This window comes from Streptomyces sp. URMC 124 (assembly GCF_051386455.1).
Lineage (GTDB): Bacteria > Actinomycetota > Actinomycetes > Streptomycetales > Streptomycetaceae > Streptomyces.
The window spans coordinates 1-252 of sequence record NZ_JBPQTS010000560.1 but is presented as its reverse complement, the minus strand read 5'-3'; the positions used below and the strand labels follow the sequence as shown (position 1 = coordinate 252).

Genomic DNA, 252 nt, shown 5'->3' with positions numbered 1-252 from the left:
GAACTCGTGCGGATAACGGTCGGCCTGATAGGCGGAGAGGCCGACGGTTTCGAGCAGCTCGATGGCCCTTGACCGCCGCTCCTTTTTCGGGACGATGTTCTGGATTTCCATCGCTTCCTCCAGCACTTGAACCGCGGTTTTGCGAGGGTTCAATGAAGCGTACGGGTCCTGGAAAATCATCTGCAGATCCTTGCGCTTCCGATTCATCTGCGATTTGCTTAGGGCAAGAAGATTGGTGCCCTCGAACATGAC

The 252-nt window shown here is 55.6% G+C and carries 1 pseudogene; it reads right to left on the bottom strand.

What is annotated here, in order from left to right:
- Positions 1-252 (bottom strand): annotated as a pseudogene (locus tag ACSNOG_RS33695) (dipeptide/oligopeptide/nickel ABC transporter ATP-binding protein); the annotation flags it as partial.